The sequence below is a fragment of the Ensifer sp. genome (assembly GCF_035999185.1).
GTDB lineage: Bacteria > Pseudomonadota > Alphaproteobacteria > Rhizobiales > Rhizobiaceae > Ensifer.
In genome coordinates this window covers 1-6632 of the sequence record NZ_DASYHB010000021.1, presented here as the reverse complement: position 1 = coordinate 6632, position 6632 = coordinate 1, and the positions used below count along the sequence as shown (strand labels likewise).

General features: G+C 63.8%; 7 protein-coding genes and 1 pseudogene. 1 reads left to right on the top strand and 7 read right to left on the bottom strand.

Annotated features, from left to right (window positions below; all coding sequences use genetic code 11):
- Positions 1-117: 117 nt before the first annotated feature.
- Genes VGO04_RS01945 through obgE form a run of 4 tightly spaced genes read right to left on the bottom strand, consistent with a single transcriptional unit; the run spans position 118 to position 4212 of the window.
- Complete coding sequence (locus tag VGO04_RS01945; RefSeq protein WP_327494275.1) at positions 118-705, bottom strand: nicotinate-nucleotide adenylyltransferase; 588 nt, start codon at positions 703-705, stop codon at positions 118-120.
- A gap of 37 nt (positions 706-742) precedes the next feature.
- Positions 743-2026, bottom strand: coding sequence for a glutamate-5-semialdehyde dehydrogenase (locus VGO04_RS01940; RefSeq protein WP_327494274.1), 1284 nt, complete (start codon positions 2024-2026; stop codon positions 743-745).
- Complete coding sequence (gene proB, locus VGO04_RS01935) at positions 2019-3188, bottom strand: glutamate 5-kinase (RefSeq protein WP_327494273.1); 1170 nt, start codon at positions 3186-3188, stop codon at positions 2019-2021. The genes VGO04_RS01940 and proB overlap by 8 nt, the downstream gene beginning before the upstream one ends.
- A gap of 1 nt (position 3189) precedes the next feature.
- Positions 3190-4212, bottom strand: coding sequence for a GTPase ObgE (gene obgE, locus VGO04_RS01930; RefSeq protein WP_327494272.1), 1023 nt, complete (start codon positions 4210-4212; stop codon positions 3190-3192).
- Positions 4213-4297: 85 nt separating this feature from the next.
- Here obgE and VGO04_RS01925 point away from each other — a divergent pair, with 85 nt between their 5' ends.
- Positions 4298-5158 (top strand): endonuclease/exonuclease/phosphatase family protein, encoded by an 861-nt coding sequence (locus VGO04_RS01925; RefSeq protein ID WP_327494271.1) that lies wholly within the window; start codon positions 4298-4300, stop codon positions 5156-5158.
- A gap of 43 nt (positions 5159-5201) precedes the next feature.
- On the opposite strand, the gene VGO04_RS01920 is transcribed toward VGO04_RS01925, so the two are convergent.
- The 3 genes and pseudogenes from VGO04_RS01920 to VGO04_RS01910 form a co-directional block, all read right to left on the bottom strand.
- Positions 5202-5786 (bottom strand): GNAT family N-acetyltransferase, encoded by a 585-nt coding sequence (locus tag VGO04_RS01920; protein WP_327494270.1) that lies wholly within the window; start codon positions 5784-5786, stop codon positions 5202-5204.
- A complete protein-coding gene (locus tag VGO04_RS01915; protein ID WP_034802649.1) occupies positions 5783-6415 on the bottom strand; it encodes a GNAT family N-acetyltransferase in 633 nt (210 codons plus the stop codon). The genes VGO04_RS01920 and VGO04_RS01915 overlap by 4 nt, the downstream gene beginning before the upstream one ends.
- A 127-nt stretch (positions 6416-6542) precedes the next feature.
- Positions 6543-6632, bottom strand: a pseudogene (locus VGO04_RS01910) (50S ribosomal protein L27); the annotation flags it as partial.

The following is a 6632-nucleotide window of genomic DNA, read 5'->3' as shown; positions in this document are numbered from 1 at the left end:
TCTTTCCTTTCCATAGAACAGAACAGGCACTTTCGATTCGAACAAAGATCGAACCGTCCATGAATGTAGGCATCAAACGGTAGCGGTTTCAAGACAGCAGAAGTGAATCACAGGAATTCACGTCGGCTTTCCCGCCCTGAGTGCCGTCGAACTCATCGATGAGCGGGGCCCGTGAATGAAGGTCCAGGCGGGGGCCTGATGGAACGCCAGGCGCCGCGCATCGCTTTCGTCGATGCGGGCATAGTCGAAGGTCTTGGCCATGCGCGAGGAGAGATAGGCAAGTGTCGAGCCCGGCCGATCGATGACGGCGATCGGGAAGGTGCGGGCGATCTTCTGCCAGTTCTGCCAACGGTGAAAGCTCTTCAGGTTGTCGGCGCCCATGATCCAGACGAAGCGGATGTCACGGTTGCGGGCCTGCACCCGCTCCAGCGTCCGGGCCGTGTAGCTTTGGCCGAGCGCCTTTTCAAAGGCGGTTACCTTGATGCGTGGGTTCTGCGCGATCTTCTCGCTCATGGCGATGCGCTCGGAAAGCGGCGCGAGATTGTTATGGTCCTTGAGCGGATTGCCCGGCGTCACCATCCACCAGAGCTGGTCGAGCCCGAGCCGCTGTATTGCGGTATCGGCGACGAGCACGTGGCCCTCGTGCGGCGGATTGAAGGATCCGCCGAAGAGGCCGACCACCATGCCGCTCTCGACATGGGGCATGCGCAGGTAGCGGGCGTTGACCTTGCCCGTCGTCAACTCAGGGCCTGACCTGTCCAGCACCACGCACCCGATACTTGAAGGAGGTCAGCTGCTCGACGCCAACAGGGCCGCGCGCATGCATCTTGCCGGTGGCAATGCCGATCTCGCCGCCCATGCCGAACTCGCCGCCATCGGCAAACTGCGTCGAAGCGTTGTGCAACAGAATGGCGGAATCGATTTCCGCGAAGAAGCGCTCGACCACATCAGGATCCTCGGCGATTACCGCTTCCGTGTGGGCAGACGACCATGTGGCTATGTGCTCGATGGCGCCGGAAATGCCGTCGACCAGCTTCACCGAGATGATGGCGTCGAGATACTCGGTCGCCCAGTCCTCGTCCGTGGCAGTCTTCAGGCCATCGACTGTGCCTACAAGCTCGTCCGAAACGCGCACTTCGCAGCCGGCGCCGAGCAACACCTTCAACAGCGGTTCTGCCAGGCGGGCGGCGTCGTTACGGTCGATCAGAAGCGTCTCGGCGGCGCCACAGATGCCGGTGCGACGCATTTTCGCGTTGACGACGATCTTCTCGGCCATCGAAAGGTCGGCCGAGGCGTCGACATAGATGTGGCAGAGGCCTTCGAGATGGGCAAAGACTGGAACACGCGCCTCGTTCTGGACGCGCGCGACGAGGCTCTTGCCGCCGCGCGGTACGATCACGTCGACCGTGCCTGAGAGGCCCGAAAGCAAGGCTCCAACGGCGGCGCGGTCGGCGACCGGCACCATCTGGATCGCATGTTCCGGCAACCCGGCAGCTTTCAGCCCTTCGACAAGGCAGGCGTGGATCGCGCCCGAGGAATGGAAGCTGTCGGAACCGCCGCGCAGGATAACGGCATTGCCGGCTTTCAGGCACAAAGCGCCGGCGTCCGCCGTCACATTGGGCCGGCTTTCATAGATGACGCCGATAACGCCAAGCGGCGTGCGCACGCGCTCGATATGCAGGCCGTTCGGCCGGTCCCATTCGGCGATGATATCACCGACGGGATCCTTGAGTTCGGCGATGGCGCGGATGCCGTTCGCCATGTCCAGGATGCGGGCCTCGGTCAGCGTCAACCGGTCGATGAAGGACGCGGCAACACCGCTCTCTCGGGCGTTTTCGAGGTCGATCGCGTTGGCGGCGAGAATCTCGTTCTTGCGCGCGACAATCGTCTCGGCCATGGCGATGAGGGCGGCATGCTTGCGCTCGGCGGTGGCGACGGCGAGCGGTCGACTGGCGCCCTTGGCGTTGCGGCCGATCTCCAGCATGACGCTTTCGACGTCGTCCTTCTTCCTCACCTCGTCAAGCATGGACTTCATCCTTCGGGCTGCCCTCTGTCTCGGGGCGTTTTCCGGTCATCACCAGATCGTCGCGATGCACCATGGCGGCGCGGCCGGCATAACCGAGGATCGCGGCGATCTCGGCCGACTTCTTGCCGGCAATCTGGCGCGCTTCGTCGGCGTCGTAACCGGCGAGCCCACGGGCGATCTCGCGTCCCGACGTGCCGACGACGGCGATGGTGTCGCCGCGGCTGAAGGTGCCTGTCACGTCCCGGACGCCAGCCGGCAGCAGGCTCTTGCCGGAGCGCAGCGCCTCTTCGGCGCCGGCGTCGACACGCAGCGTTCCAGCCGGCAGCAATTGCCCGGCAATCCAGGTCTTGCGCGCCGTTACCGGCGAACCCGACGGCGCGAACCAGGACGAGCGGGCGCCATCCTCGATCGCAGAGAGCGGGTGGTCCGGCTTGCCCGACGCGATGATCATGGCGCAGCCGGCGGTCGTCGCGATCTTGCCGGCATCGATCTTGGTGCGCATGCCGCCGCGCGAAAGCTCGGATGCGGCACCGCCGGCCATCGCCTCGATCTCGGGCGTGATTTCGGCGATCGTTTCGAGGAAGCGGGCGTTCGGATCGAGATGCGGCGGGGCGGTGTAAAGCCCGTCGATATCGGAGAGCAACACCAGGAGGTCGGCGCCAACCATGGTGGCAACGCGGGCGGCCAGCCGATCGTTGTCGCCGTAGCGGATTTCGGTCGTCGCCACCGTGTCGTTTTCGTTGATGATCGGCACGGCGCCGAGCTTCAGCAACTGGTTGATGGTGGCACGGGCGTTGAGATAGCGGCGGCGCTCTTCCGTGTCACCGAGCGTCAGCAATACCTGGCCGGCAACGATGGCATCGGTCGACAGGCTCTCCGACCAGGCGCGCGCCAGCGCAATCTGGCCGACGGCGGCAGCGGCCTGGCTCTCTTCGAGTTTCAGCGCGCCCGCCGGCACGTTAAGCACGGTGCGACCGAGGGCGATTGCACCGGAGGACACGACCAATACTTCGACGCCCTTGGCTTTCAGGCCGGCAATGTCGGCGCACATGGCGTCGAGCCAGGCTTTCTTCAGCCCGGTCGCGCGGTCGACCAACAAGGCCGACCCAATCTTGATGACGACCCGGCGATACTTTTGAAGCGGCTTGCGGGTCTTTGTCATATCAGGCGTTCTCCTCGCCGAAGCCTTCGCCGGCCTTGGCGGCGACGATAACGCTGCGCAGCGACCGCAGCGCCTCGGTCATGCCCGTGCCGACGGCTGCCGAAAGCAGAAGAGGCTTTTCGCCACAGGCCTTTGCCAGCGCCTTGGCTTTTGCCTTCAACTCGTCCTCGTCAAGAATGTCGATCTGCGACAGCGCGACGATCTGCGGCTTGTCTTCCAGGCCGCCACCATAGGCGTCAAGCTCATGCCGGACGGTCTTATAGGCCTTGGCGACATCCTCCTCCTGGGCCGACACCAGGTGCAGCAGCACGCGGGTGCGCTCGACATGGCCAAGGAAGCGGTCGCCGATCCCTACACCTTCATGCGCGCCTTCGATCAGGCCCGGGATGTCGGCGATGATGAATTCGTTGCCGTCGACGGTGGCGACGCCGAGATTGGGGTGCAGCGTGGTGAAGGGGTAATTGGCGATCTTCGGGCGGGCGCGGGTGCAGGCGGCAAGGAAGGTCGACTTGCCGGCATTCGGCAGGCCGACGAGACCGGCGTCGGCGATCAGCTTCAGCCGCAGCCAGAGGGTCTTTTCGTCGCCTTCGAGGCCCGGATTGGCCCAGTTCGGCGCCTGGTTGGTGGACGAGCGGAAATGCGCGTTGCCGAAGCCGCCATTGCCGCCGGCGGCCAGCCGGTAGCGCTGGCCCTCGGCGACCATGTCGACGATCAGCGTCTCGTTGTCTTCTTCGAAGATCTGCGTGCCGACCGGCACCTTCAACGTCACGTCGCCGCCGCCGGCGCCGGTACGGTTGCGGCCCATGCCATGCTGGCCGGTCTTGGCCTTGAAGTGCTGCTGGTAGCGGAAGTCGATGAGCGTGTTGAGGCCGTTGACGGCCTCCACCCAGACGTCGCCACCGCGACCGCCGTCGCCGCCATCCGGGCCGCCGAACTCGATGAATTTTTCGCGCCGAAACGAGACGGCGCCTGCGCCGCCGTCGCCGGAGCGGATATAGACTTTCGTTTCGTCGAGAAATTTCATTTGGCTGCCATCTGTTTCGTTTAAGTGCGCGGTCTTATTTTGCCGCCATCGATATAGGCGGTTTATTCGGAGGTCAAAGAATATCGTGCGGTTCGTCAGCTACAACATCCAATACGGCATCGGTCTCGACGGTCATTTCGACCCTGAACGCATCGCCGCCTCGCTCGATGGTGCCGATATCATCGCCCTGCAGGAAGTAACGCGCGGTTTTCATCGCAACGGCCATGCCGATCTGGTTGCCCGTTTCGAAAGACTGTTTCCCGGTCATTTCTCCGCCTTTCATGCGCCCTGCGACATCGACATCGGCTCGACGATCGAGGACGGTCGCGCCGTCAGCCGTCGCTTCCAGTTCGGCAACATGATCCTGTCGCGATGGCCGATCCTGGCGACGCGGCTGATCTCCCTGCCGCGCACCCGCACGATCAGCCCGATGAACCTGCAGCGCGGCGCGACCGAAGCCTTGATCGCCACACCCGGCGGCCCGCTCAGAGTCTATTCCGTGCATCTCGACCATGTGCTGCCCGCCGAACGCATCGCCCAGATCCGCTATCTCAAGGACCGGCTTCTCGGTTATCCGCTCGAAGGCGGCGCGATCACCGGGGCGGCGGACTTTGGTCTGGCCGAGCCGCCGCATCCCGAGGATTTCGTCGTCATGGGCGATTTCAACATGCAGCCGGAGACGCCGGAATACTGCGCTATGGTCGGCTCGCGCGACGCTTTTTATGGTCGCTCGCTGCGACTGGAGAACCCGGTTGACGCACTCGCACATCTCGGCCGCCTGACGCCTGAAAGCTACAGCTGGATCCATCCCGAAAACCCCGAAAAGCGCATGCACCTCGACTACTGCTTCCTGAGCGCCGGCCTCGTGCCCAGGCTGCAGGACGCCTGGACAGACTATGAGGCCAAGGGCTCCGATCACCTGCCCGTCGGTTTCACGCTTTCATGACAAATTCCCCCGCGACGGTTGAGCGTCGCGGGGGAGCTTTCTGTCAGTGCGGTCGATGCAGGTCCGCGGCCGTCAGTCGCGTCTCGATATGTGCGACCATGGCGTTGCGGGCGAGCGCGTAGACTTGGCTGCAGCCGGTGACCTTGAAGCCGATCTTCTCCTGCACCTTCAGCGACCCCGGATTGTCGGCAAAGACGCCGGAATGCAGGGTCGTTTCGGGCATGCGCCGGAAGAAACGCTCGACTGCCGCATAGGCGGCTTCCGAGGCAAAGCCCTTGCCCCAGTAGAAGCGGTTCAGCCAGTAGCCGACATGCCACTGGCCGTGCCTGAGCTCGATGCCGATGCAGCCGATATGGACATCGTCGCCAGTGGTGATGGCGAGTGTCCAGTCGGGTGTCAGCCCCGAGGTCTGCGCGGTCAGCCAGTCGAGCGCGTCCTGCAGGTCGTAAGGTGCCGGTACACGCGCCAGCATGCGGGCGACCTGGAAATCGCCGAGCGACTGGGCGATCGCCTCGGCATCGCTGGGCCGATGCGGACGCAGGACCAGGCGCTTCGTCTCAATGACCGGGCAAGGGCCGGGGCCGGGACGAGCAACGACCCGCTGGCGTTCGGAAACAAGCGCGTTCATCGCATGCCTCCCCAGCTTCTCAAGGAAACCCAGGTCTTGCGGTCGAGCCGGTACCACTCAACCGCGATCGAGCCGCCGAGTGCGAGGCTGCCGACCATGCCGCTGCCCTGGAACTGGAAGCCGCACTTCTGGATGACCCGACGCGATGCGAGGTTCATGACCCGGCAGCGCGCATCGATCTGGTCGATGTCGCGGGTGCGGAAGGCCATGTCGGTCAGGACCTGGGCAGCCTCTGTGGCATAACCCTGGTTCCAGTAGGGTTCGCCCAGCCAGTAGCCGAGTTCCGCCGTCTTGCCATCCGGATGCGGCTCGATACCGCAGCAACCGAGAAATGCGCCATTGTCCGCTTTGGTAATCGCGTAGACGCACTTGCCAATCGTGCCGGCTTTCGCGCGTCGCACGAAGTCGGCGGCGTCGGCCGTCGTATACGGGTGCGGCATGCGCGAGACCATGGTCGCGACATTGGCATTGTTGGCAAGATGGGCAAGGGCGTCGATATCGTCTTCATGAGGGGCGCGCAGAACGAGCCGGGGTGACAACAATATCGGGCAATCGGTCCTTGACCGTTGGGGCCTCAGCCTTTGTTCGGGAGACCGTGATTGGTCTTCCCTCAACAGTTCGGTTTGCATGGTTTCCTCCAGAAACGACAAAAGGGGAGTTGGGTATTGCCCCATCTCCCCTTTGAAGTCTGGCTTGGAACCATCAGGTGCGTCAGCCGGGTCGATGAGACGCCGGCTGTTTTAGAGCGCTACCGGCTTATTCCGCTGCTTCGGCTTTCGGCATTACAGACACGTACACGCGGCCATTGGCCTTCGTACGGTAGTCAACGTTGCCAGCCGTAAGCGC

What these genes read in the sequence shown, in the direction of transcription:
- proB (WP_327494273.1), bottom strand. Translation starts at nt 3,188, where the DNA reads ATGACAAAGACCCGCAAGCCGCTTCAAAAGTATCGCCGGGTCGTCATC.
- VGO04_RS01940 (WP_327494274.1), bottom strand. Translation starts at nt 2,026, where the DNA reads ATGCTTGACGAGGTGAGGAAGAAGGACGACGTCGAAAGCGTCATGCTG.
- VGO04_RS01945 (WP_327494275.1), bottom strand. Translation starts at nt 705, where the DNA reads ATGCCCCATGTCGAGAGCGGCATGGTGGTCGGCCTCTTCGGCGGATCC.
- VGO04_RS01915 (WP_034802649.1), bottom strand. Translation starts at nt 6,415, where the DNA reads ATGCAAACCGAACTGTTGAGGGAAGACCAATCACGGTCTCCCGAACAA.
- obgE (WP_327494272.1), bottom strand. Translation starts at nt 4,212, where the DNA reads ATGAAATTTCTCGACGAAACGAAAGTCTATATCCGCTCCGGCGACGGC.
- VGO04_RS01920 (WP_327494270.1), bottom strand. Translation starts at nt 5,786, where the DNA reads ATGAACGCGCTTGTTTCCGAACGCCAGCGGGTCGTTGCTCGTCCCGGC.